This window comes from Streptomyces odontomachi (assembly GCF_024435355.1).
GTDB classification, from domain to species: Bacteria; Actinomycetota; Actinomycetes; order Streptomycetales; family Streptomycetaceae; genus Streptomyces; species Streptomyces odontomachi.
The window spans coordinates 105,490-128,307 of record NZ_JAMJWG010000011.1; the positions used below are offsets into that span (position 1 = coordinate 105,490).

The window sequence follows — 22,818 nt, forward strand, 5'->3', positions numbered from 1 at the left end:
AGGAGGTCGGTGCCGATGATCCTCGCCGTGGTGTGCGTCATCGCCGTGATCGTGCTGCTTCTCCTGGGGCTTTTCGCCTTCGGGGCGCGCCGAAGGATCATCCAGCGCTCCGGCGGCACCTTCGATTGCAGTCTGCGCTGGAACACTCCGGCGCACCGCCCCCATGGCGGCACCGAGCCCGCCGCACCCCACGAGAACGGCAAAGGCTGGGCCTACGGCATCGCCCGCTACAGCGGCGACCGCGTCGAGTGGTTCCGCGTCTTCTCCTACGCGCCCCGGCCGCGCCGCACCCTGGAACGCGGCGCCATCGTCGTCACCGGCCGGCGGACCCCCGAGGGCGAGGAAGAGCTGGCACTGCTCTCCGACGCCATCGTGCTCGGCTGCGACCACCAGGGCGCCCGCCTCGAACTCGCCATGAGCGAGGACGCCCTCACCGGCTTCCTGGCCTGGCTCGAGGCCGCACCTCCGGGCCAACGAGTCAATGTGGCTTGAATAAGCTCTCTCGTTGGATGGGGGTGCCCCCGCGCGGAGCGTGGGGGAGAGTCAATGTGGCTTGAATAGGCTCTCTCGTTGGATGGGGGTGCCCCCGCGCGGAGCGTGGGGGAGAGTCAATGTGGCTTGAATAGGCTGTCTTCCGCGCCCGTCAGATCCCCAGTTCCTGGGCCAGTACGGCCGCCTGTACGCGGCTGCGTAGGTCCAGTTTGCCGAGCAGCCGGCTCACATGGGTCTTCACGGTGGCCTCGGCCATCGTCAGCCGCGCCGCGATCTGCGCGTTCGTCAGGCCCTTGCCGAGGCAGGACAGCACCTCGCGTTCCCGTCGGGTGAGCACGTCGAGCACGGCCGGATCGGGGCGGCTCTCCTCAGGTACGGCCGCCGCGGCGAACTCGGCGATCAGACGGCGGGTGACCGCGGGCGAGATCAGCCCCTCGCCGCGGGCGACCGTGCGCACCGCCGCCAGCAGGTCCCGTGCCTCGGTGTTCTTCAGCAGGAATCCCACCGCGCCGGCCCGCAACGCCCCGAACACGTACTCGTCCAGGTCGAAGGTGGTCAGCACCAGGACGTCGGCCAGCCGTTCGCCGACCACGCGGCGGGTGGCCGACACCCCGTCCAGGACCGGCATCTGCACATCCATGAGGACCAGGTCGGGGCGGAGTTCACGGGCCAGCGCCACGGCCCGTTCGCCGTCGGCCGCCTCACCCACCACCTCGATGTCCGGTGCGCTGCGCAGGATGAGGACCAGGCCGGCGCGCACGGCCGACTGGTCCTCCGCGACCAGGACGCGGATGGTCATGCCGTGCTTCCTCCTTCGCTCGACGGCCTGCCGGCCGCGATCTCGACGGCGCCGAGGGGCAGGGTCGCGCGCACGGTCCACCGTGCGCCGGTGTCGCCGGCCGGCGCACCGTCCGCCGTTCCGGGCGGCCGCGCGTGCCTCACGTGCCTGGTGGGTCTTGCGGGCCTCGCCGGCCTTGACGGCCGGGCAGGCTGGGGAGGCGCGCCGTCGGGGCCGGCCGTGAACGTGCCGTCCAGCAGTGCGACCCGTTCCTGCATGCCCACCAGGCCGGCCCCCGAGCCCGGTGCCCGTGGCCCGTCCCGCCGGCCGCCCAGCGGACTGCGCACCCGTACGGTGAGCGCCCCGTCGCCCAGTTGGAGCGCCACGTCGACCCGGCCGGGTCCGGCGTGCTTGAGCGCGTTGGTCAGGGACTCCTGCACGATGCGGTAGGCGGCCAGCTCGACCGGGGTCGGCAGGGGGTGGTCCGGCGGCCGGGCGTCGTCGAGGTGGACGTCGAGCCCGTTGCCGCGGGCCTGGGCGACCAGGGCGTCGAGGCCGGCGAGGGTGGGCGCCGCGGTCGGCTCCCGGTCGCCGCCGGTCTCCCGCAGGATGCCGATCAGCCGGCGCATCTCGGCCAGGCCCTCGACGCTGTTCTCGCGGATGACGGTGAGCGCCTGGCGCGTGGTGTCCGCATCGTCCAGCGACAGCGCCGCGGTGGAGTGGATCGCGATGGCGGAGAGGTGGTTGGCCACCATGTCGTGCAGCTCGCGTGCCATGCGGGTGCGCTCGGCGCCCACCGCCTGTACCCGGTCGGCCTCGGCCAGCAGCGCCGTCTGCTCGGCCCGCAGCAGGGCCGTCTCGGCCGCTTGCCGGTGGCCGCGCACCACGACACCGGTGCCGGCCGGCATGAACGTGACCAGACCGCACACCGCCCCGGTCAGCAGCGCCTGCGGGGTACGCCACCAGGCCAGCAGTCCCAGGGTCACGGCGACGGTGATCAGTGCCGTGATGATCGGCACCCGGCGTGCCGTGCGGGGCGGACCGTACAGCACGGCCGCGTAGACGATGTCCGTGAACATCAGGACGGTGGCCAGGTTGCCCGGCGTGAACTGGTCCGTGACCACGGCCGCCGTGCCGATCAGCAGCGCGGTGCGCGGGCGGGTGCGCCGCAGCGGCTCCATGGCGGCGGTGGCGAGCAGCGGCGCGAGCACCCAGGCCGGCCCGAGCGGCCGGCCGGTCTGGAGGCCGAGGCCGAGCGCCCACAGCAGCAGGCCGCTGAGCAGTCCGCCGACCGCGATGAGCAGGTCGTCGCGGTGCGGGCGGGGCGGCACGTACGGGACCGGGAAGCGCACGGACCCATCCCAACACGGCCCGCCGCGTGGGCGCCTGGTACTGCGGGAGGAGGTTTCCCCGCCGGCAGTACATCGAAGGACGGACCGGACGGGGCGCTTTCCGGGTCCGCGCGCCCTGCCGGGAGGAGAGGGCGCCTGCGTCGTTCGATGCAGTGCCCCGGTCGCCGTCTCCGCAGCGTCGACGATGTGGCCGGCCGTCCCGCGGGGCGAGTCTGGAAGCGTCCGCTCGCGTGGGGTGGACGGGGGAGGGGAGAGCGGGCCGTGGTCGTGACGTTGGTCGTCGTGTGCGAGGTGGCGTTCTGGGTGCTGCTGGCCGTGGGGATGTTCCTGCGGTACGTGGCCCGGATGCCGCGCGCCGGTATCGCCGTCCTGCTGGCCGAGCCGCTGCTGGAGGTGGTGCTGCTCGTCGCCACGGCCGTCGACCTCAAAAACGGTGCCACACCGGACTTCAGGCACGGACTCGCCGCGCTCTACATCGGCTTCACCCTCGGCTACGGCCACGCCACCATCAGCTGGGTCGACAGCCGGGTCAACCACCGCATCGCCGGTGGACCGCCGCCCGCCGGGCCCCCGCGGTACGGCATGGCACGGGCCCGCCACGAAGGCCGGCTGTGGCTGCGGACCGTGCTGGCCGCCTGCGTCGCCTGCGCGCTGCTCCAGCTCGCCGTCTGGTACGTCGGTGCCGCAGGGGACGTGACGTCGCTGCGCCTGTGGCAGTGGACGGCGGTGCGGATCGCGGCGATCCACGGCGTGATCGCCCTCACCTATCTCGTCTGGCCGAAGAAACGGCCCGCCGGGCGCTGAACGACCTGGGCATCCCCACCGGTGGCGCCCCGCCCCCGTGGTCGTACGCTGACCGGACGGCGGGACGCCCGGGCGGGAGCAGCGGTACGAGCGGCGCGGTAGGGGGTGCGGTGCATGGGCGGGACGGCACGGCCCCGTTGGGTGCTGGTCGTCGACGACGACGCGGCCATCCGGCGCTCCCTCGCACGCGGGTTGCGGCTCAGCGGCTTCCAGGTCCGCACCGCCGAGAGCGGCCGGGAGGCGTTGGGCGCGGTGCGGGAAGCGCCGCCCGATGTGCTGGTGCTCGACGTGGCGATGCCCGGCATGACCGGCATCGAGGTGTGCGCCGCGCTGCGTGAGGACGGCCTGGACCTGCCGATCCTGATGCTCTCCGCGCTCGACGAGACCGCCGACCGCATCGCCGGACTCCAGGCGGGCGGCGACGACTACCTGGTCAAGCCGTTCGCGTTGCAGGAGCTCGTGCTGCGGCTGCATGCGCTGCTGCGTCGCCGGCCGCCGGTGGACCGCGACGTGCTGCGGGTGGCGGGCCTGGAGATCGACACGGCCGCCCGCACCGCGCAGCGGGACGGCGTCCCCGTGACCCTGACCCGGCGCGAGTTCGAACTCCTGGTGGTGCTGGCCCGCAACGCCGGCCAGGTGCTCACCCGCGACCAGCTGCTCGAACGGGTGTGGGGTTACGACTTCGAGGTGCGCACCGACGCCGTGGACACCTTCGTCAGCTATCTCCGCCGCAAGCTGGAGGCGGGCGGCCGGCCCCGGCTCGTGCACACCGTGCGGGGTGTCGGGTTCGTCCTGAGGTGACGAGGGGACCTGAGGGCCGGCTGCGTGCAGGGTCCGGGGTGCCGCACCCCCGGACCATTGCCCGTGAGCCGGGCGTGCGCCCCCGCGCCGACCGGTCCGTACGCCGCCGTTGGAGCTGCTGAGCCGCTATGAAACTGTCGACACGGATCGCTCTCGCCGTCGGACTGGCCGTCGTCCTGCTGGTGCTCGCCCTCGGGTGGCTGCTGCTCGCGTTCGTCGGCCGTGACCTGCAACGCGAGGAGGACGCTCAGGTGCGGGCACGGGCCACCGCGCTGGTCCCGGACGCCCGGGAACTGCTGCGGCTCACCGCCGCCGACCGGCCCAAGGCCTCCGACGCCCGGGAGCGCCGGCTCTACGACGCGGCCCTCGACATGGGCGTCCGCCTGATCGGGCCCGACGCCACCTTCACCGCGGGACCGCAGCCCGGCGCCTCGGTGCCGCTGCCGGACCGGGCCCGCAAGCCGGTCACCGTCCGGGCCGGCGAGCGCAGTTGGCGCACGGTGTCGGTGTCGGTGCACAGTGCCGGGCACCGGGCGTCCGGCACCCTGTGGGTGTTCTCGCCCGACACCGCCGACCGGGCCCGGCTCGCCGCGGTCCGCCGGCGGGTGGTGAGCACGGCGCTGCTGGCCGCGCCGCTGTCCGGGCTGCTCGCCGGCGGCGTCGCGGGCGGTGCCATCCGGCCGCTGCGCCGGCTCAGGCGGCGCGCCGCGGGCCTCGACCCGCGGCTCAGCCCGGCCCGGCTGCACCACGAACCGACCGGAGTGCGCGAGGTCGACGACCTGGCGGCCACCCTGGAGACGGTCCTCGCACGGTACGACGAGCAGGTCATCCGTAGCGCGCAGGCGCTGGACACCGCCCGCTCGTTCTCCTCCGCCGCCTCACACGAGCTGCGCACCCCGTTGATGAGCATGGGCACCAACCTCGACATCCTCACCGAGCACCCCGAGCTGCCCGAGCCCGACCGCGGCGAGGTCCTCGGTGATCTGCGCCGCGAGCACCGCCGGCTGCTCGGCCTGCTGGTGATGCTGCGCGAGCTGGCCCGCGGTGATCTGGTGGAGGCGGAGTCCTTCCGCCTCGTGGACGTCGCGGAGATCGCGGACGCGGCCATCGCCGACGCCCGGCGCAGCGCCCCGGGCGCAGGCATCACGCTGAGCACCGGCGCCGGCGCCGGTCCGACGATGCACGCCTGGGAGCCCGGCATCCGGCTGCTGTTCGACAACCTGCTGGCCAACGCGCTGGCGCACGGTCGTGGTGCGGACGGGTGCGCGGAGGTGGAGGTCAGCGTGCACCGTGCGGGATCCGCCGTGCTGATCACCGTTGACGACCGCGGTCCCGGCGTGCCGGCCGACACGCGCGCCGAGATCTTCCGACGCTTCCACCGGGGGCCGACGAGCACCGGGTCAGGGCTCGGCCTGACACTCGTCGCGCAGCAGGCGGCGCTGCACGGCGGCACGGTGGAGGCCGGCGCGGGGCGCGACGGCGCCGGGGCGCGCTTCACCGTGCGCCTGCCGGCACCGGGCGGCGAGCTGCCACGCCAGCGTGACTGGTTCGCGTCCGCGCCGCACGAACAGGTCGGTGACGCGGACCGGTGACGCCCGGCGGCGTCGTCGTGGCCGGCCGCGCGGCCCCGCGGGCACATGGTCACGCGTAGCCGCGCAGCTCTCCTGCGAACCACAAGGTTTCCACAAAGACGCTCCCTAGCCTCCCGGCGACGGGCGGGACGAGGAACCGAGGAACCCGTCCGGGAGAACGGAGGCACGACATGAAGTCACGTACACCGCGCACCCGCAGCGGCGCCGTGGTGGCCCTGTCCACCGTGGTGGCGTTCGCCGCCGGCAGCACCGTCGCCCTCGCGGACGGCGGCAGCACGCCCAGCGCCACCGCGAGCCCCACGCCCAGTGCCACGGCGAGCGCCACGCCGGGGACCGAGGCGCACGCGCCGAGCGGCGACGGCGCCCATGCCCTGTGCAAGCGGGTGCCGAAGATCGACCACCGTATCGACCGTGCCCTGAAGCGCCTGAACGCCGGCCAGAAGGTGCGCGGCTCGATCGCCCGGCTGCAACGGCGCGTGGACAACGCGGACAAGGCCGGACACGACGCCGTCAAGACGTACCTGGACGACAAGCTGACGTTCCGCAAGTCGCTGGTGCCCACGTTGCACCAGCGGCAGAAGGACCTCGACGACGTCAAGACCTGGTGCCTGTCCCACGACGACGGCAAGCAGGAGAAATGATGCGTACGCTCACACACCGGGCAGCGGCGGCCGCGGCGCTCCTGGTCCTGGGGTGCGCGCTCGTCGCGGGCTGCGGGAAGGACGGCGATGCGTCCGGCGGCGCCCCGGCCACCACCGGCTCCCCGTCCGCATCGGCCGGCACCGGGTCATCCGGTGACCGTGCCGGATTGGAGGAGATGCAGAAGAAGGTGGACGCGGCGGAGTCCGCCGCGGGGGCGGCGGACCGCGACGCGGCCGAGGACGACGACGGCTAGCGCTCCCCGCCCGGCACCCACAGCACGTCGCCGGTCTGCCGGTTCGCCGACCTGGCGAGGATGAAGAGCAGGTCGGAGAGGCGGTTGAGGTAGGTCGCGGCGAGCGGGTTCATCGTCTCGCCGTGCACCTCCAGCGCGGCCCAGGTGGAGCGCTCGGCGCGGCGGACCACCGTGCACGCCTGGTGCAGCAGCGCGGCACCAGGCGTGCCGCCGGGCAGGATGAAGCTGCGCAGCTTCTCCAGCTCGGCGTTGAACCGGTCGCAGTCCTCCTCGAGCCGGTCGACGTAGAACTGCTCGACCCGCAGCGGCGGGTACTCCGGTTCCTCGACGACCGGCGTGCACAGGTCGGCGCCCACGTCGAACAGGTCGTTCTGCACGCGGACGAGGACCTTGACGATCTCCTCGTCGAGCTGTCCGAGGGCGATCGCGGTGCCGATGACGGCGTTGGCCTCGTTCGCGTCCGCGTAGGCCGCGATCCGCAGATCGGTCTTGGCGGTCCGGCTCATGTCGCCGAGGGTGGTGGTGCCCTGGTCGCCGGTCCTGGTGTAGATGCGCGTCAGATTGACCATGCGGCAAGAGTAGGGCGAGCGGGCCGCCGGGGCGCGACCACCGGGTCGGCGCCGCCGGGCCCGCGTCCTGGTGGCCCCGGCGCCGACGGGCTCCCGCCCGCTCCCCGACGGGCTACGCGCCCGCCTTCCGGAACGTCCGTGTGCCGATCGTCACGGCCAGGGCCGTGAACGCGAGGGACACCAGCACGCCGTAGAGCATCGACGTGGTGGCGTAGTGGCCCACGTAGGCGTCGCGTACCGCGTCGACCAGGTAGCGCAGCGGCATGACGTGGGACAGCACGTCCAGCCAGGTCGGTCCGAGCGCCATCGGCAGCATCAGCCCGGACAGCAGCATCGAGGGCATGGTGACCGTGTTGACCACGGGCCCGAACTCCTGCGGGGTGCTCACCCGCATCGCCATCGCGTACGACAACGAGGACAGCGCGATGGTCAGCAGCCCCGTGAAGGCGAAGCCGATGAGCACCCCGGCGAGCGGCGCCCGCAGGCCCATCACCGTCGCGGCCACGACCAGCAGCACCGACTGGAAGAGGAAGAGCGCGGTGTCGCGCAGGGTGCGGCCGAGCAGCAGCGCAAGGCGGCTGACCGGAGTGACCCGCATGCGTTCGACGACTCCCCACCCCTTCTCCATGATGATCGCGAAGCCGGAGAACGAGGCACCGAACAGCCCGAGTTGCAGCAACAGACCGGGCACCAGCACCTGCCAGGAGCTGCCGTGCGAGGCCAGCCGCATGCCGGTGAGCAGCGGCCCGAAGAACACCAGGTACATCAGCGGCATGAGGACGCCGAAGAGCATCTGGAAGCGGGAACGAAGGGTCTGCCGGGCGTACCGGCCGAAGATCAGAGCGGTGTCGGAGAGCAGGGCGGTCATACGGGTCCTAGCGGTCGGGAGGGAACTGAGCGCGGCACTGAGCAGGGGGGTGCGTACCGGCGAGAGAAGTGGGCCGGACGGAATGTCGGATCCGGGTCAGACGGCCACCGGCGTCGTGTCGACCGGTGTGGGGCCGCGTCCGGTGATGGCGAGGAAGGCGTCCTGGAGCGTTGCGTCGATCGACCCGCCGTGTTCGAGCTTCAGCGCGCTCGGCGTGCCCTCGGCCGCGACGACGCCCTCGTCCACCACCACGATGCGGTCGCACAGGGCGTCCGCCTCGTCGAGGTAGTGCGTGGTGAGGAAGATCGTGGTGCCGTTCTCGGCACGCAGCCGGCGCACCAGGTCCCACAGGTCGGCGCGGCTGCCGGGGTCGAGGCCGGTGGTCGGCTCGTCGAGGAAGAGGACTTCGGGGCGGTGGGTGAGCCCCATCGCGATGTCGAGCCGGCGTCGCTGGCCGCCGGAGAGCGCACCGCACTTGCGGTCCATGAGGTCGGCCAGCCCGAGGTCGGCGGCCAGTTCGTCGGCGCGCGCCGTCGCCGCCGTCTTGGACAGCCGGTAGAGCCGGCCCTGCGTGACCAGTTCCTCGCGTACCGACACGGTGGGGTCGACGCCGCCGGACTGGGCGACGTAACCGCTCCTGGCCCGTACGCCCGCCGGGTCACCCGCGAGGTCGCAGCCGGCCACGGTGGCGGTTCCGCCGGTGGGGGTGAGGAGGGTGGTGAGCATGCGCAGGGTGGTGGTCTTGCCCGCGCCGTTCGGGCCGAGGAAGCCGAGGATCTCGCCGGCCTGGGCGGACAGGTCGATGCCGCGTACGGCCTCCACGGGGCCGCGCTTGGTCTGGAAGGTCTGCGCCAGACCCTCCGTACGGATGATTGCCATGACCGTAAGAAAAACAGAGTCACTGGAATTTTGCAATGACTCCAAAAATGCAGCTGGCCCAACGAGCGTTACGATGACCGCAGGTCGGACAGGCCGGGCAGCAGCAACGGGACGCCGGGCAGAGGACTGAGGGAGCAGCCGCATGGCAGAGGGGCTCAGGGAGCGCAAGAAGCGGCAGACCCGGCAGTACATCTCGGACGTGGCCACCGGCCTGTTCCTGGAGCGCGGGTTCGACGCCGTGACGGTCGCCGAGGTCGCCGAGGCCGCGAACGTCTCCGTGAACACCGTCTACAACTACTTCCCGGCCAAGGAGGACCTGTACCTGGACCGCCTGTCGGGCATCGTCGACCGCCTCTCGCGCTGGGTGCGTGGGCGCGACGCCGGCGAGGCGGCGGCCGCCGCCGTGCTGCGCGAGTTGCGCGACGAGGTGGAGGCCGTCTCGCCGCGGATCGGACTGGTCGCCGGCTATGCCCAGTACATGCGGGTCATCCAGGGTGCGCCGTCGTTGCAGTCCCGGCTGTGGAGCTTCGGGCAGGAGGTCTTCGAGAACCTGGAGGCGACGCTGCGAGAGGAGACCGGCGCAGCGCCCGACGATCCCATGCCCACGCTGATGGCCGGGCAGATCAACTGGATGCACCAGGTCGTCGTCGGCACCATCGGCCGTGAGATGGTCGCCGGGCGCTCACCGCGCGAGGTCTCGCGCGAGGTGCTGACACTGCTCGACGAGATGGAGGACATGCTCAGCGAGAAGGTCCTCAACTATGCGGTGTTCCCGCACGGTTCGAAAAACGCGGGTGGTGCCCCCGGCGGTGGATGACCGAACAAGGGGGCGGCGCGCAGGGCCACCGTTGCGCGCGGTGGGACCCCGCAACCGTGTGATGTCCGCCCAGGGGACGTGACACGCATCTCGTCAGCCCCCATCCGGGCTTGCCGGGCGCTAGGGTCCTGAACACGTCAATGACGTCATGACGTGTCGGCACGGCGACGGAGCCGCGTCGGCGGACAGGGACAGGGAGTCGCACAGTGGCACGCAAGCTCGCCGTCATCGGGGCCGGACTCATGGGATCCGGCATCGCCCAGGTCTCCGCCGTGGCGGGCTGGGAAGTGACCTTGCGTGATATCACCGATGCGGCGCTCAAGCGCGGCACCGACGGCATCAAGGCCTCGTACGACAAGTTCGTCTCCAAGGGCAGGCTGACCGCCGACGACGCGTCGGCCGCGCTCGCCAGAATCAGCACGACCACTGATCTGGACGCCGCCCAGGAGGCCGACGTCGTCGTGGAGGCCGTGTTCGAGAAGCTGGAGGTCAAGCACGAGATCTTCCGTGCGCTCGACAAGCTCGTACGGGACGATGCCGTGCTCGCCTCCAACACCTCCGCCATCCCGATCACCAAGATCGCGGCGGTCACCACACGCCCCGAGCGGGTGGTGGGCACCCACTTCTTCTCGCCGGTGCCGATGATGCAGCTCTGCGAGCTGGTGCGGGGCCTGAAGACCAGCGACGAAACCCTCGCCACCGCGCGGGAGTTCGCCGAGTCCGTCGGCAAGACCTGCATCGTCGTCCGCCGAGACGTGGCCGGGTTCGTCACCACCCGGCTGATCTCGGCCCTCGTCGTGGAGGCCGCCAAGCTCTACGAGAGCGGGGTGGCCAGCGCCGAGGACATCGACCTGGCCTGCAAGCTGGGCTTCGGCCACGCCATGGGCCCGCTGGCGACGGCCGACCTCACCGGGGTCGACATCCTGCTGCATGCCACCGAGAACATCTACGCCGAGACCAGGGACGAGAAGTTCGCCCCGCCGGAGTTGATGCGCCGGATGGTCGACGCCGGTGACCTCGGACGCAAGCGCGGGCAGGGCTTCTACCAGCACTGACCCCGCACCGCCCGGCATCGGTCGGGCGGCGTGCGGTCGGGCGCCGTGCGCTGCCGGGCCCGCCGTGGTGCAGGTGCCGGAGCGCCGCGTTCGATATCGGTTCGCTTACGACCGGCCACTCTGCGCACCGGTCGGCGTTTCGGTGCAGTGACATGACGACAGACCACGTGAAGAGGGACTCGGGACGGCAGCGCCGGTGATGACCGACCGGACCGGACCAGGGCCACCACCGGATGGTGGTACGGCGGCCACGACCACCGCCGTACGCCAACCGAAACACCGACACAGGACACGTGACACCACCATCTCGGGGAGCGCATATGCACATCAGGGGCGACCACGCCGAGCTGGTCGTCGGGGGCCGCCTCGACGTCCGCAGCGCGGCGGACGCCCGGACGGTCCTGCATTCGGCCGTCGACGACGGCGTCGGTGACCTGGTGCTCGACCTTTCAGAACTGGAGTCCTGGGACGCCACGGGGCTCGGCGTCATCATGGGCGTGCACCGCAGAGCGGGCCGCTGCGGGCGACGGCTCGTGCTGCGCGACGTACCGCCCCAGATGCAGCGTCTGCTGGTCGCCACGCGACTGCACCGGATCCTCGCCATCGAAGGCGGCATCGGCCTGGAATCGCTGCCGCGGGTCTAGAGCAGGGTGCTGATATTCGGACAGCCCCTTCCAGAGCCGCGTTACCCAGGTCTCCCGCGCGATGGCCGCGCCGGTCACCCCGGCTGGCCTGCTTTTCCGGCTGGGGGTCCGGGGGGGCATCCCCCGGGAAAACGCAGTCCGGCTGGGGGTCCGGCCCGTCGCGGAGCGACTGTGGACCGCAGCACCCCCCGGGGAAAACGCAGTAACACCGCCTCGCGTGCAATCCACGCGAGCCGGACGTCTCGGTCCGAGCGCCACCCCGGCTGTTCCCGGACACGGAGCGAAGGTTTAGGGTGCGGTCGGCCCGTTGTATGCAGAGACTCGGTGAGCGGCGGGCCCGGACCCGAAGTGACAGCGCGGTGTGCACCAGGCCGGGAGCGCTCGGTACACGACGCTTGTGAGGGCAATGACATGGACCCGATGGACCGGGGATCCGAAGACCCCAACATCCGCAACACCGCTGCCGGCCCTGGCGACGCGGCGGCCAGATCCCGTGCCGCGGAGGGCTCCGGCTTCGGCGGTGACGCGGCGTTGCCCGTTCCGCTCGGCCCGTCCGGCAGCGATCCGGCAACGTCCGCCCGGGCGCTTGCCGACAAGGGTGCGCGCCGGCCGGTCCAGATCATCGCGGGAGAGCTGCGCGTCACCGTCAACCCGATCGACGGCAGCGAGGTCGAGCTGTGCCCGCCCGACCTCCGCCCGCCCCTCCCCGTCCGGCGCTCCGCAGAGGAGCGTGCCGAGCTCGCCCGGACGGCCCGTCCACCGCTGCCGCCCGGCCTGGTGCCCAACCGTCCGCCGCTGCCGGAGTACCAGGAGGTCCGCAGGAGGCTGGTACGGCTGCTTTCCCGGGGGCGCTCCGTACGGCTCACCGGACCTCCCGGATCCGGCCGGACGACCCTGCTGGAGGGTGTCGCCGAGGACTGCGCCCATCTCGCGCCGGACGGCGTCATCCGGCTCTCCGGCCACCGCCGCACCGTCAAGGACCTGCTGTACGACCTGTTCTCCACCGTCTACGCCGCCGAGGGGTACCGGCCCGAGGACGGTCTGCTGCGCCGCCTGGTCGGTGAGATCGGGGCCGTGGTCCTCCTCGACGACCTGGAGTTCGGCGGTCAGGCCCTCGACGAACTCCTCGACGCCACCCCCGAGTGCGCCTTCGTGCTCGCCGCCACCCCCGACGCGCCGGCGCCCTCCTCCGACCTGCCCCTGGAAGAGATCTTCCTGAGCGGCGTGGGCCGCAACGACGGCATGGACCTGCTGCGCCAGACCGTCGGCCGTGAACTCACCGAGGAGGAGCGCAGCTGGGCCGGGGACCTGTGGTTCGCCTCCGAGGGGTTGCCGGCACGGTTCGTGCAGGCCGGCGCCCTGCTGCGGTACCGCGACCAGGCGCACGCCCGGGCCGCGCAGCAGGACCCGCTGTCGGGCCCCGCACCGGTGCCCGAGGTGCCGCTGCCCTCGCTCGCCGAGGGATCCGCACCCGTCGCGCTGCTCGCCTCGCTGTTGAGCCCGACGGCCCGCGCCCTGTTGCAGTTCGCGGTGGCGCTCGGCGGTGAGGTGCCGCACCGCGCCCAACTGCCTGCCCTGCTCTCCGACCCGCACGCGGACGGCGCCCTCGGCGAACTGCTGACCGCCGGACTCCTGACGCCGGTCGGCGCGCGCTACCGCCTCGCCGCCGGGATCCAGCCGCAACTGGAGGCGGCCGGATACGGCGAGGGCGCCGCGGCGCGTGCCGACGCCGCCGGTGAGCACTACATCTGGTGGACCGGGCACCGTTCCGTCGCGCCCGAGCGGGTGCTCGCCGAGTCGGACACCGTCCTGGCCACCCTCGCGGCCCTGGTGCCGAACGCCACGGTGCCTTCCGGGCCTTCCGGCACCGACGGCGAGCGCAACCGCGCGGTGCACCTGGCCCGCACCGCCGCGCCGGCCTTCGTCGCCGCTCTCGACTGGGGCGTCTGGGAACGCGCGTTGCGCTCCGGCCAGGAGGCGGCCAGGCGGGCCGGGGAGGTCGCCGAGGAGGCGTACTTCCACCACGAGCTGGGGGTGCTCGCGCTGTGCACGGGTCGACTCGACCGGGCGCGCGCCGAACTGGAAGCCTCCATAGGACTGCGCGGCGTCCTCGCCGACAAGCGTGGCACCGTCACCGGCCGCCGCGCCCTGGCACTCGTCGAGGACCGGGCGGCGGCCGGGGAGTCCGGCAGCGGTCCCGCGGCGCCCGTGGAGCCGCGCCAGGACGGGCCGAGCACGCGCAGCGGGCCGAGCCGGTCCGGCGACGACCCGATGCCGTCCGCCGCGCAGACGTCCTTCGGGGCCGGGGTGCCGTTCCTCGCTCCCGAGGATCCGCCCACCACCGAACTGCGGCAGATATCCGACCGGCCCAAGGCGCCCGCCGCAGCGTCCGATGCCGCGGGCGGGACGGGCGCCACCTTGCCCGGGACACCCGGGCACCGGCAGCCGGACGGCGGTTATCCGGATGCCGACGAGGCCGACCTGTACGCGAGGTCCGACGGCCTGTCGTACTCGAGGTTCGGCGAAGGCCCGTACCCGGGCCCCGCGGAGGATCCGGAACCGGAGCCGGGCGGTGATTCTCACGGGGATCCCGAAGGTCCCGCCACCCTGGTCGCGCGTGGCCCCGGCAGGGCGGCCGCCGACGAGGGGCCCGTGGTCCGCTCCGACGGTCGGCGCGGCACCGCGAAGAACACCAAGCGGAACCTGGTCGCCGCGGCCGGTGGCACCCTGCTCGCGGCGATCCTCGGCACCGTGGTCACCCTCGGCACCACGTCCGACCACGGCAAGCCGTCCAGCACGGTCGACCCGGACCCGTCCGTGAGCCAGCAGGACGGCGACGGGGTCCCCGCCGGCGAGCAGGCGTCGCAGTCCGACGACCCGTCGACGGCGAGCCCGTCGAGCAGCAGTGGCTCACCGAGCACATCGGGCAGCACCAGCCCGACCGCGAGCGGGACCACGGGCGTGCCGGGCGACGGCGGCCATGCGTCGAGTTCGTCGGGCAAGCCGTCCAACGAGGCGACGACCAAGCGGCCCACGCACCGTCCGCCGGCCACCACCAAGCCGCCGACGACCAAGCCCCCCACGTCCAAACCCCCGACGTCCAGCCCGCCCGCCTCACCGTCCGGGTCGACCACCCCGGACCCCGGTGCGCCCGATGCCACCGGAACGACCGCCGACCGGCTGTCCGCGGGGGCGTCTTCCACGGGGGCGCACTCTTAGGGGTTGCCGCCGGGCCGCGTACGCGTGGACGCGGAGCGGGCGTGGCCGCCGTACGCAGCGTGCGTACGCGTGACCACCGGGCTTGTGTACGCGCGTAGCGTGCGTTCCGGTACGCGCCGGCCCCCGGTCCCGGCCGCAAGGCGTTGAACGGGCGGCGGGGAAAGGATCAGGGCCCGGCCGAGGAAGGCCGGGCCCGTGGTGGTGGGTCGGAGGGGGTCAGAAGAGCCGGAGCTTGTCGTCCTCGATGCCGCGCAGGGCGTCGTAGTCCAGGACGGCGCAGTCGATGCCGCGGTCCGTGGCGAGCACCCGCGCCTGGGGTTTGATCTCCTGTGCGGCGAACACGCCGCGTACCGGCGCCAGATGCGGGTCGCGGTTGAGCAGCTCCAGGTACCGGGTCAGCTGCTCCACGCCGTCGATCTCGCCGCGCCGCTTGATCTCCACCGCTACGGTGCCGCCGTCGGCGTCCCGGCACAGGATGTCGACCGGGCCGATGGCGGTGGGGTATTCGCGGCGGATCAGGGTGTAGCCCTTGCCGAGGGTGTCGATGCGGTCGGCCAGGAGCTCCTGGAGGTGGGCCTCCACGCCGTCCTTGATCAAGCCCGGGTCGACCCCGAGTTCGTGGGAGGAGTCGTGCAGGATCTCCTCCATCGTGATGATGAGTTTCTCGCCCGATTTGTTGACGACGGTCCAGACGCCGGCATCGTCCTCCGTACCCTCCTTCAGGGTGCAGGGGGGCGACATCCAGTTGAGGGGTTTGTAGGCCCGGTCGTCCGCATGGATCGAGACACTGCCGTCCGCCTTCACCAGGATGAGGCGTGGCGCCGACGGCAGATGGGCGGTGAGCCGGCCCGCGTAGTCGACCGAGCAGCGGGCAATGACGAGACGCATGGTCGGCAACGCTACTCGACCGCCGGCACGCCCCGCGACGCGCCCCGGTCCTAACCCGTCCCCTGCTGTCACCCACATGAGTGACCCGTCTAGGCGTCCCTCTTGCCCCCGTTCGTTACTGGCCGGTTGTACGTACCTTCTCCTGGTGCGGTCGGGTCTGGATGCCTAACGTGTGCGCGAGAGGTCGCGAACCCTGCACTCTGCGTATCCGTCGGCCTTTCGTCCTGCCCGTCGGCCCCCGTGCGTCGTCATGGGGGTGTGAGAGGAGAACTCATGTCGCTCGACGTCTCACCGGCCCTCTTGGAACAGGCCGAGCGAGGCGAGGTCGACGAAGCCGCTTTCGTCGACTGCGTCCGTACCTCCCTGCCCTATGCATGGGAGATGATCAGTTCACTGGTGGCCCAGCTGAAGGTCGACGGTGGTGACTTCGCCGACAACCGGACGCCGCCGCCGGATGAGCAGGCGCGCGGTCAGCTGCTGCGTGCGCTCGCGAGTGACGCGATACGCGGCGCGCTTCAGCGGCACTTCGGGGTCCGGCTGGCCTTCCAGAACTGCCACCGGGTGGCGGTGTTCCCGCTGGACGCGTCCGCGGACGCCAGGTTAGTCAAGTTCACGTCCATACGCGGCCAGTTGCTCAACCAGTCGCCGGAGTTGCGGGACTGCTGACACGCCGCGCCGGATGGCCCGCCGCTTCGGACGCGCCGACCCCACTCGGGGCCGGGCGGCGGCCACCCCGGTCGGGGACGGGATGTCCGGCCGGGGCGCTCCCGGTTGCCGGGTCGCCCGGTCCGGCCTGGCGACCGGTCGTCGGATCGTCCGGTCCGGGGCCTGGTACTAGGGGAGCTGGGGCAGTACTTCCGCGCCGAGGCGCCGTACGTTCTCCTCGGTGGCCGCCAGGTCGCCGGAGCCCTCCACGAGTAGCGCGAAGCGCGTGATGCCGGTGTGCCGTGCGGTCGCGGCGAGCCGGTCGGCGCAGAGTTCCGGGGTGCCCACCGGGTGCAGGTCGCAGAGCAGTTCGGTGTACGGCAGGGGGTCGCGCATCGTGCGCTTGCGGCCGTCGACGGTGACGTGCGCGGCAAGGCCCTGGCTCAGCCAGCCGGGCAGGGCGCGGCGCAGCTGATCCTCCGCTTCCGCCGTGCTGTCGGCGACCTGGGCGACGCCTGCGGAGACATGCGCGGCGGTCATGATCTCTTCGTGCGATCGGCCCGCGTCGTGTGCGTGCGCCCGCCACAGGGCGACCATGTCGGCCTTCTCCTGGTCGTTGCAGTGCATGCCGAGCAGCATCGGCAGGCCGTGCTGGGCGGCGAGCCGGACGCTGGCGGGCGAGGTGCAGGCCACCACCACTTCGGGGCCGCCGGCCTGGTCTGGCTGCTCCGCCGGCAGCGGTACGACGGGCACGTCGCGGAAGGTGTACCGGCCGCCCGCAGCGCCCACCTGCGGCTCGTGCAGCCAGCGCAGCAGGAGGGCCAGCGACTCGGGGAAGCCGCTCTCGTACGCCTCGATGCCCATGCCGAAGACCTCCAGGTCCACCCATGGGCCGCCGCGTCCCACGCCCAGCGTGAAGCGGCCGCCGGAGGTGACGTGGAGCAGCGCGGCCTGCTCGCCGAGTGTCACGGGGTGCTGGGTGGGCAGCACGCTCACCGCGGTGCCGACGCGGATGCGGCGGGTGCGGCCCAGCAGCAGGGCGCCGAGCGTCGTGGCGGACGGGCAGGTGCCGTAGGGCACGAAGTGGTGCTCGGCGAGCCAGATCGTGTCCAGGCCCGACTCCTCCGAGACCTCGCCGATGCGCACCGCGCGGTGGAGCGCCTCCGTGTGTCGCTGGCCGGGGAATTGGGCGGCCAGGACGAAACTTCCTACGCGCATCGCACTCGTGCCTCCTCAGCGGAAGCGCTGTTCTGCTGGCCCCCTGCCGGCAACGCTCTCCTGCTGGCAATAACGCGTCAGCACGTGCCAAAGGCACGGCCGTGCAGGAAGATTGGCTGATTTGTTCTTCAATATGCGTGATATGTGCGTTGCTGGAGGGCGAGGGGGAGTGATGGGCGGTGTCGGCCGCGTTTGAGGTGCTGAAGTTTTCGGAAGTGCGGTAAGTGATCGAAATGCTGGAATTGCGGGAATCGCTGGAATTCTGACCTGGGAAGCGCGGACGCGTAGGCTTGATCCGGGCGGCAGCCCTTGAGTGTGTGCAAGACCGTTTCCGTATGAACGACCGTGAGGTGTGCTCGTGTCCCCGCGTCGAAACCGCCCCTCGTCCCGTCGGGCCCCGGACGGCAAGCGCACGACCGAGGAGCCCGGCGACCGGTACGGCGGCTTCCAGCGCACGGAGAGCTGGCAGGGCGAGGAGTGGAGCGTCCGCCATGTCGCGGGCGCCAGCGCGGCCGGCAAGACGTACCGCTGCCCCGGCTGCGACCAGGAGATCGGCTCCGGGCTGCCGCATGTGGTGGCCTGGCCGGAACACATGGGCGTCGACGAGCGGCGACACTGGCACAAGTCCTGCTGGAACGCCCGGGACCGGCGCACCACACGGGTGCAGCGGTCCAGGAACGCGCCCCGGTACTGAGCCCCGCCGTCCGCCGCGGCACCGTGCCTGCCAAGAGGCGGCTGGACCCTTGAGCGCCCCGTCCCCGTCCCCGTCCCCGTCCCCGTCACCGTCCCCGACGCCCGGCGCGCTCCGGCGGGTGGCAGGTGTGCTCGAGGGGATGGCGGGGGAGCCCGGGCGGGACGGCAGAGGTGCGTGGGTGTGCTCCTGTGCCGTCCTGAAAGTTCACCGCCGTGGGCAGGCTGATCCTGCACCCGTGCCGCCGTGACCCGCCGTGCCGGGATGCGAGGCGCGACCGCGCATGCACTGGACGTTCCGCAAACCCCCTGTCATTCACCCAGGAGGAGCCATGTCCCCTGCCGCCCCCTCTCCGGAAGCACCGCCCCCGCCATCCCGCTCCGCCCGACTCATTCCGCGGCCCGCCCTGTTCTGGGCCGGTGTCGTGCTCACCGCCGCGGGTGTCGCCGAGCACCTCTGGATGTTCACCCGCTCCGCCACCATGGACTACCGCATGAACTCCATGGGCATGACGCCGACGATGTGGGGTGCCATGGTGGCCATCGTGGTCGGCGTGGCGGCCTCAGGGCTGGCGCTGAGACGGCCGCCGGGGGCCATCGCGGCCGCTGCGACGCCGGTCCGGTTGACCCGCGCCGGCCGTCTCCGGCTCATCTGCATCCTGAGCTTCGGCCTGCTGGTCGACCAGATGAAGCCCGCCACCCTGGCGTTCATCGAACCCGGTATGCGCACCGAGTTCCATCTCACCGCGTCCGAGGTGGCCTGGCTGCCCACCGTCGCCCTGACCGGCACCGTCGTGGGGTCGCTGGTGTGGGGGCGGGCGGCGGACCGCATCGGTCGCCGGGCCACCATCCTGCTCGCCTCGCTGCTGTTCCTCGGTACGACCGTCTGTGCCACGATGCCCAGCTTCGCCGGTAATCTTGTCATGTGCGCGCTAATGGGCATGGCGGCCGGCGGCATGGTGCCCGTCGTCTACGCGCTGATGACCGAGATGCTGCCGCCCGGCCGGCGGGCGGCCATCATGGTGTTGCAGGCCGGGCTCTCCACCACCGGCGGCTACATCGCGGCGTCCGGACTCGCCGCGGTCTTCGTGCCGCTGGTCGGCTGGCGGATGCTCTGGTTCGCGCAGCTGCCGCCGGTGCTGATGCTGATCCTGCTCAACCACTGGATACCGGAGTCGGCCGCGTTCGCCGGCGGCCGGGCACGCGTCAAGCGCCTGCCGGCCACCGCGCTCTTCCGCGCGGACCATGTCTCCAGGACGCTCGTCGTCACCATCTACGCGCTCGCCTGGGGCCTGGTCTACTGGGGCTTCGTCACCTTCCTGCCCACCCTGTTCGCGAGCGGGCAGCACGGCATGTCCGCCGCCACCCTGCTCTTCTACTCGTCGCTGCTCTCCATCCCGACCTGTCTCGTCGCCGCCTGGCTCTACACCCGCTGGTCGGCCCGGGGCACCATGACCGGCTATGCCCTGCTCACCGTGGGCGCCCTGCTCGCCCTGGCGGTCATCGGCACGCACGGCAGCCGGGCCGCGACCCTCACCGCGATCATGGCGCTGTTCGCCGGCACTTCGGGGGTGATCGCGCTGCTCGGCCCCTACACGGCCGAGATCTATCCGACGCTCATCCGCGGTACCGCGGGTGGCTGGGCAGCCGCCGTCGGCAAGTCCGGCGGCGCCTTCGGGCCACCGCTCATCGCGCTGGTGCTCTCCGCACCCGGCGGAATGCGCAGCGCGGCGGTCTTCGTGGCGCTGCCCATGGCGGTCGCGGCCGTCGCCATCGCGACCCGCGGTATGCCTCGGACGGTCGGCGCCGACGACTCCTCGCTGGACGCCGAACTGGACGCCGCCCTCGCCGCCGACGCCACCCTGCCGCCCGCCTCCGCGGCACCCGCGTCGGACGGCGGCACGCCGACCTGGTGAACCCGTCCTGCCCACCCGTCGCATTGACGCGCTGAGGGGGCGCACCGCTGGGCGGTGCGCCCCCTTGAGCGTTCTTGCCCGGTTCTGGACCCGCCGGGCAGCCCTGGACGGCCCCGGCCCTAGACGTCGCGCCGTTCCAGCAGGGCGAACGCGCCGATGACGGCGGCAACCGTGACACCGACCAGCAGCCACAGCTGGGACGTGCCCTTCTGCGAGCCGCCGTCGAGATGGAAGATCATCGCGAGTGAGCTGGGCGCGTTGTACTTCGCCATCGTCTCGCCGATGTGACGGGTGCTGTCGGCGATCATGAGGAACGCCGGGAGGATCGACGGCACCAGCACCACACCCAGCATCGTGGTGATGGCGCCGGCCGAGTGCCGCAGCATCGAGCCGACGGCGAGCGAGAGCACCCCGAGCAACGATACGTACAGGGAGCCCTTGAGCGCCGACGGCTGCCAGGACTGGTCGGAGGCGCCGCTGTGCATCCCGGACACCGCCAGGGCCACCAGGCCGACGGAGACCAGCGAGACCACGAAGGCGAGCACGAAGTAGATCAGGAACTTGGCGGCCAGCACCCGGTAGCGCTGCGGTGAGGCGGTGAAGGTGGTGCGGATCATTCCGGTGCCGTACTCGGAGGAGATCACCAGCACGCCCAACGTGATGAGGCAGATCTGCCCCAGGACCAGTCCGAAGAACGCCGGGACCGTGTACGGCACGTCCAGGTAGTCGCTGTCGTGCGTCTGCGCGCTGACCAGCAGCCCGATGCCGATGACCAGGACGACGAAGACGCCGAGCGTCCACATCGTGGAGCGCACGGACTTGATCTTCGTCCACTCCGAGACCAGCGCATGGCCCAGATGGGTGCGCTTGATCGGGATCGGCGAGGCGTACGAGGCATCGGCGCCGGGCGACTTCTGCCAGGCACCGCCCTGGCCCGCCACGGGGCCCGCCGGGTGCCAACCGCCGGGCGCCGACCCCGGTACGGCGGCGGCGCCGGGCGCGGCAGGGTTCACGCCGGGTGCGCCGTGTGCGCCGGGTGCGCCGAACGGAGCGGTGGCCTGCGGGGGCAGCCCACCCGGCTGGGTCGCGTGCGGGGCGCCCGGGACCTGCCCGTGCGGCGGCGGTGGGCTCTGCGGCGTGGGCTGCACCGGGGGCGTGGGCGGGGTGGTCATCGGTGGTCCTCGCTGTCGCGCTGGGTCGGCTGGGAAGGAGCCCGGTGGTCGGTGGGAGAGGCGGCGGGCGGCATGGGCGGCGCGGAGTACGGGGCGGCCTGCTGCGCGCCCGGTGCGCCACCGGCGCTCGGCGCCCCCTGCGGCTGCGCGCCCGGTGCGCCCGGCGCTCCGTAGGCCTGCTGGCCGGGTGCGCCGGGTGCGGACCCCGGCGCACCGTACGCCTGGGGAGCCGGTGCGCCCGGTGCGCCCGGTGCCCCGTACCCGGGCTGCGGCGCCGCGCCGGGCGTGCCGTACGGGCCCGTGGGCGGCTGGGGCATCGCGAACGGCTGGCCGCCCTGCTGCGGCGGGGGCGGCGGGAACCAGCCCGGCTGACCCTCGCCCGGTACCGGCATCGCCGGCTGTGGCTGCATGCCCGGGGCGAGCGCTTGCTGGAGGCCGGCACGCTGGTCGATGGCCGAGCGGTAGTCGACGGCGCCCTGCGTCATCCGCATGTACGCCTCCTCCAGCGAGGCCTGGTGCGGTGACAGCTCCCACAGGCGGACGTTCGCGTCGTGCGCCAGGTCGCTGATGCGGGGCAGCGCAAGCCCCGTCACCCGCAGCGCGCCGTCCTGCTCGGGCAGCACCTGGCCGCCCGCCTCGGTGAGCGCGGCCGTCAGCTTCTCGCGCTGCTGCGGCTCGGTGCCGGGCGTACGCACCCGGGCGAAGCCGGCCGAGTTGTGGGAGATGAAGTCCCTGACGCTCATGTCGGCGAGCAGTTGACCGCGGCCGATCACGATCAGATGGTCGGCGGTCAGCGCCATCTCGCTCATCAGGTGCGAGGAGACGAAGACGGTACGGCCCTCGGTGGCGAGCGACTTCATCAGGTTGCGCACCCAGAGGATGCCCTCCGGGTCGAGGCCGTTCACCGGCTCGTCGAAGAGCAGCACCTGCGGGTCACCGAGCAGCGCCGCCGCGATGCCGAGCCGCTGGCCCATGCCGAGCGAGAACCCCTTGGAGCGCTTGCGGGCCACCTCCTGGAGCCCCACCACGCCCAGCACCTCGTCCACCCGACGGTCCGGGATGCCGGACAGCTGGGCAAGGCAGAGCAGATGATTGCGCGCGGTCCGCCCGCCGTGCACCGCCTTGGCGTCCAGCAGCGCGCCGACCTGGCGCGGGGCGTTGGGGACCTTGCGGTAGGGATGGCCGCCGATGGTGACATGACCGGCGCTGGGTTGGTCGAGGCCGAGGATCATGCGCATCGTCGTCGACTTGCCGGAGCCGTTCGGCCCCAGGAAGCCGGTGACGGCGCCCGGGCGCACCTGGAAGGACAGGTTGTCCACCGCTGTTTTGGCGCCGTAACGCTTGGTCAGTCCGACTGCCTCGATCATGCTTCGCACCCATCGACAGATCAGGTCGTCGGGGCGCACGCCCCCGTAAGGGTTAGGAGCTTAATCGGGCTCTGACGGTTCCGACGAAGTGGCCTCGAACGGGCCCTCGGCCACGGCGGTGCGGAGCACCGGCAGGCGTGCGCCACGACCGGAGCCG

At 72.4% G+C, this 22,818-nt stretch carries 22 protein-coding genes; 13 read left to right on the plus strand and 9 right to left on the minus strand.

What is annotated here, in order from left to right; translation table 11 throughout:
- Positions 1-15: 15 nt before the first annotated feature.
- Positions 16-492 carry a DUF2550 domain-containing protein gene (locus tag NQO67_RS22665; protein WP_255951978.1) on the plus strand — a complete coding sequence of 159 codons (477 nt, stop codon included), beginning with the start codon at positions 16-18 and terminating at the stop codon, positions 490-492.
- 151 nt (positions 493-643) lie between these two features.
- Here the strand turns inward: NQO67_RS22665 and NQO67_RS22670 are convergent, their stop codons facing one another.
- Positions 644-1,291, minus strand: coding sequence for a response regulator (locus NQO67_RS22670; protein ID WP_255951979.1), 648 nt, complete (start codon positions 1,289-1,291; stop codon positions 644-646).
- Positions 1,288-2,622 (minus strand): sensor histidine kinase, encoded by a 1,335-nt coding sequence (locus NQO67_RS22675; protein WP_255951980.1) that lies wholly within the window; start codon positions 2,620-2,622, stop codon positions 1,288-1,290. Before NQO67_RS22675 ends, NQO67_RS22670 begins: the two co-directional genes overlap by 4 nt.
- A gap of 261 nt (positions 2,623-2,883) precedes the next feature.
- Here NQO67_RS22675 and NQO67_RS22680 point away from each other — a divergent pair, with 261 nt between their 5' ends.
- The 5 genes from NQO67_RS22680 (at position 2,884) to NQO67_RS22700 (ending at position 6,714) form a co-directional block, all read left to right on the plus strand.
- Positions 2,884-3,426 (plus strand): hypothetical protein, encoded by a 543-nt coding sequence (locus NQO67_RS22680; RefSeq protein ID WP_255951981.1) that lies wholly within the window; start codon positions 2,884-2,886, stop codon positions 3,424-3,426.
- A gap of 114 nt (positions 3,427-3,540) precedes the next feature.
- Entirely contained in the window at positions 3,541-4,227 is a 687-nt protein-coding gene (locus NQO67_RS22685) for a response regulator transcription factor (protein WP_255951982.1), read from the plus strand.
- A 128-nt stretch (positions 4,228-4,355) separates the two neighbouring features.
- Positions 4,356-5,819, plus strand: a complete 1,464-nt coding sequence (locus NQO67_RS22690) for a sensor histidine kinase (protein WP_255951983.1) — start codon at positions 4,356-4,358, stop codon at positions 5,817-5,819.
- A gap of 170 nt (positions 5,820-5,989) precedes the next feature.
- Entirely contained in the window at positions 5,990-6,460 is a 471-nt protein-coding gene (locus NQO67_RS22695; RefSeq protein WP_255951984.1) for a hypothetical protein, read from the plus strand.
- Positions 6,460-6,714: a hypothetical protein gene (locus NQO67_RS22700; protein ID WP_255951985.1), complete on the plus strand. Its 255-nt coding sequence runs from the start codon at positions 6,460-6,462 to the stop codon at positions 6,712-6,714. Before NQO67_RS22695 ends, NQO67_RS22700 begins: the two co-directional genes overlap by 1 nt.
- On the opposite strand, the gene NQO67_RS22705 is transcribed toward NQO67_RS22700, so the two are convergent.
- From NQO67_RS22705 to NQO67_RS22715, 3 genes are all read right to left on the minus strand, one after another.
- A complete protein-coding gene (locus tag NQO67_RS22705) occupies positions 6,711-7,283 on the minus strand; it encodes a cob(I)yrinic acid a,c-diamide adenosyltransferase (protein WP_255951986.1) in 573 nt (190 codons plus the stop codon). The genes NQO67_RS22700 and NQO67_RS22705 overlap by 4 nt on opposite strands.
- 112 nt (positions 7,284-7,395) lie before the next feature.
- Entirely contained in the window at positions 7,396-8,151 is a 756-nt protein-coding gene (locus NQO67_RS22710; protein WP_255951988.1) for an ABC transporter permease, read from the minus strand.
- 96 nt (positions 8,152-8,247) lie between these two features.
- Positions 8,248-9,030 (minus strand): ABC transporter ATP-binding protein, encoded by a 783-nt coding sequence (locus NQO67_RS22715; RefSeq protein WP_255951989.1) that lies wholly within the window; start codon positions 9,028-9,030, stop codon positions 8,248-8,250.
- 142 nt (positions 9,031-9,172) lie between these two features.
- Between NQO67_RS22715 and NQO67_RS22720 the strand changes: the two genes are divergently transcribed.
- The 4 genes from NQO67_RS22720 to NQO67_RS22735 all read left to right on the plus strand — a co-directional run bounded on the left by NQO67_RS22720 (position 9,173) and on the right by NQO67_RS22735 (position 14,765).
- Positions 9,173-9,847: a TetR/AcrR family transcriptional regulator gene (locus NQO67_RS22720; RefSeq protein WP_255951990.1), complete on the plus strand. Its 675-nt coding sequence runs from the start codon at positions 9,173-9,175 to the stop codon at positions 9,845-9,847.
- Positions 9,848-10,053: 206 nt separating this feature from the next.
- Complete coding sequence (locus tag NQO67_RS22725; protein ID WP_255951991.1) at positions 10,054-10,902, plus strand: 3-hydroxyacyl-CoA dehydrogenase family protein; 849 nt, start codon at positions 10,054-10,056, stop codon at positions 10,900-10,902.
- Positions 10,903-11,222: 320 nt separating this feature from the next.
- Positions 11,223-11,546, plus strand: coding sequence for an STAS domain-containing protein (locus tag NQO67_RS22730; protein ID WP_255951992.1), 324 nt, complete (start codon positions 11,223-11,225; stop codon positions 11,544-11,546).
- Positions 11,547-11,957: 411 nt separating this feature from the next.
- Positions 11,958-14,765, plus strand: a complete 2,808-nt coding sequence (locus NQO67_RS22735) for an ATP-binding protein (RefSeq protein WP_445195103.1) — start codon at positions 11,958-11,960, stop codon at positions 14,763-14,765.
- A 216-nt stretch (positions 14,766-14,981) separates the two neighbouring features.
- Here NQO67_RS22735 and nucS read toward each other — a convergent pair whose 3' ends face one another.
- Positions 14,982-15,653: an endonuclease NucS gene (gene nucS, locus NQO67_RS22740; RefSeq protein ID WP_255951994.1), complete on the minus strand. Its 672-nt coding sequence runs from the start codon at positions 15,651-15,653 to the stop codon at positions 14,982-14,984.
- 273 nt (positions 15,654-15,926) lie between these two features.
- On the opposite strand from nucS, the gene NQO67_RS22745 reads away from it, so the two are divergent.
- Positions 15,927-16,319, plus strand: coding sequence for an SCO5389 family protein (locus NQO67_RS22745; RefSeq protein WP_255951995.1), 393 nt, complete (start codon positions 15,927-15,929; stop codon positions 16,317-16,319).
- A 168-nt stretch (positions 16,320-16,487) separates the two neighbouring features.
- On the opposite strand, the gene NQO67_RS22750 is transcribed toward NQO67_RS22745, so the two are convergent.
- On the minus strand, positions 16,488-17,516 hold the full coding sequence (locus NQO67_RS22750) for an LLM class flavin-dependent oxidoreductase (protein WP_255951996.1): 1,029 nt from the start codon (positions 17,514-17,516) through the stop codon (positions 16,488-16,490).
- Between the two features lie 358 nt (positions 17,517-17,874).
- Here NQO67_RS22750 and NQO67_RS22755 point away from each other — a divergent pair, with 358 nt between their 5' ends.
- On the plus strand, positions 17,875-18,210 hold the full coding sequence (locus tag NQO67_RS22755; protein WP_255951997.1) for an Rv1322 family protein: 336 nt from the start codon (positions 17,875-17,877) through the stop codon (positions 18,208-18,210).
- 328 nt (positions 18,211-18,538) lie between these two features.
- Positions 18,539-20,122, plus strand: a complete 1,584-nt coding sequence (locus tag NQO67_RS22760) for an MFS transporter (protein ID WP_255951998.1) — start codon at positions 18,539-18,541, stop codon at positions 20,120-20,122.
- Between the two features lie 119 nt (positions 20,123-20,241).
- Here the strand turns inward: NQO67_RS22760 and NQO67_RS22765 are convergent, their stop codons facing one another.
- Entirely contained in the window at positions 20,242-21,063 is an 822-nt protein-coding gene (locus NQO67_RS22765) for an ABC transporter permease (RefSeq protein WP_374119068.1), read from the minus strand.
- Between the two features lie 227 nt (positions 21,064-21,290).
- Positions 21,291-22,661, minus strand: a complete 1,371-nt coding sequence (locus NQO67_RS22770; RefSeq protein WP_255952000.1) for an ABC transporter ATP-binding protein — start codon at positions 22,659-22,661, stop codon at positions 21,291-21,293.
- Positions 22,662-22,818 lie beyond the last annotated feature (157 nt).